This is a genomic window from Synechococcus sp. WH 5701, from assembly GCF_000153045.1.
In the GTDB taxonomy this organism is placed as follows: Bacteria; Cyanobacteriota; Cyanobacteriia; order PCC-6307; family Cyanobiaceae; genus Regnicoccus_A; species Regnicoccus_A antarcticus.
In genome coordinates, this window is sequence record NZ_AANO01000073.1 from 1 (window position 1) to 1462 (window position 1462).

2 protein-coding genes are annotated in these 1462 nt (G+C 49.5%); one reads left to right on the top strand and one right to left on the bottom strand.

Annotated features, from left to right (window positions below; all coding sequences use genetic code 11):
• The coding region (locus tag WH5701_RS16190; protein ID WP_071934144.1) for a transcriptional regulator at nt 1-626 on the top strand (626 nt) is incomplete at its 5' end.
• Nucleotides 627-972: 346 nt separating this feature from the next.
• On the opposite strand, the gene WH5701_RS16195 is transcribed toward WH5701_RS16190, so the two are convergent.
• A partial coding sequence (locus WH5701_RS16195; RefSeq protein ID WP_198005099.1) for a 4-alpha-glucanotransferase occupies nt 973-1462 on the bottom strand: 490 nt, incomplete at its 5' end.

Consider the following 1462-nt stretch of genomic DNA (forward strand, 5'->3'; position numbering starts at 1 on the left):
AAAGGCGGCTTGAACTCCCATCTGGCTGCTTGGAACCGGTTCTTCCTGTTCCCATATCCCAGTCGAGGCGGAAACCCGTTCGTGGTTTTAGTCGATTCACCCTTGGAAGTATTGACGTCTTCACGACCTGGCAAGGGAGCGTTGTGTATGGCTTCGTCATGCTTTTTAGCCTTGTGGCGATTAATCGTCAGCAGCAAACTCTTGCCCGTCAAAACAGTCTCGCCTTGGAGCCTGTGCGAGCCAATCTTCAGGTCATCGCTTCGGCGCCTGTCACGTCGGAGTCTGAGATTTCATCCAGCCTGGAGGGTTTGCGCCCCCTCGAACAGGCCCGCCAGCGTTTGCCTCAAGACTGGCTGAACGGTGTTGCCACGTCCGTCAATCCAAACGATGGGGTGTTGCAACTGCTGTTCAACGAACCGAGTCAACTCAAGATCGACAGCGAGGGTGGTGATCGTGTGCAGCTTGCTGCCGGGGAAGGTCAGCTCACCTTGCAGCTGAGAGCACCCATTGACCTCACCATGACCCCTCCCCCAGAAAAGATTCAACAGGTGATGTGGAACGGTGTTCCTTTAAAGCAAGTTCCCAAGCGCGTAGGGGTTTACCGAGTGGAAAAATCTTCCCTTTGAGCATTAAAATTATCCTCACTATCTATTATAAATATCCCATAAAAAAGCAACCTTTGGTTAAGGTTGCTGCTGGTGCATTCCCTTGAGTCGATGTTATGTGTGTGCTTTCCCACGTGCCATCGGCGTAATTACTCACCTCTCTGTAGCTGAATCGTTGCGAGTGGTTCTGTGGGTATTGGAACGTTGTGGTGGTCGTCGATGTTTTTGTTATTTTTGTAGTAAAAAAATTGCCATTTAGGAAGATTTTATATCTGCAAAAAACAGATTTGAATCAACATTAAAACCCTTTCAGATTCTTCTTTTCGCCGACCTCAGGCACCCTTGGTCGTCATCAGCTTTCCCTAAATTATTCATGGTTTAACAATCCTGTAGCGCTCTCAAGGTTTCGTCCCCAAACCTTGGCGCGTTCTCCAAAGCCCTTCAAAGACCCCACCAGATTGTTGTCAAACTGACTCAGGCGCCAATTCCAATTCCCTGATGATGTTCCAGGGGTATTGAATCGTGCACGATCATCAAGATGCAATAAATCTTGGAGTGGAGCCACCACAAGTGTGGCGGATGTCGCAAATGCCATATCAAATAAATGCCAGGCCGGTGCTGAGATCTCGCCGTTGATGCGATTCATAATTCTCTCCCGGCTACTGCTATCGAGACGTTGCCACCATCCCAGGGTTGTTGGGTTGTCATGGGTCCCTGTGTAGACCACCCAGCGGGTGCCATCCATGTTTTCCGGAAGATAGGGATTGTCGCTTTGGCCATCAAATGCAAACTGAAGAACTTTCATTCCTGGTAAGGCAAATCGATCACGCACGTCTTCGACATCTGGCGTAATCACG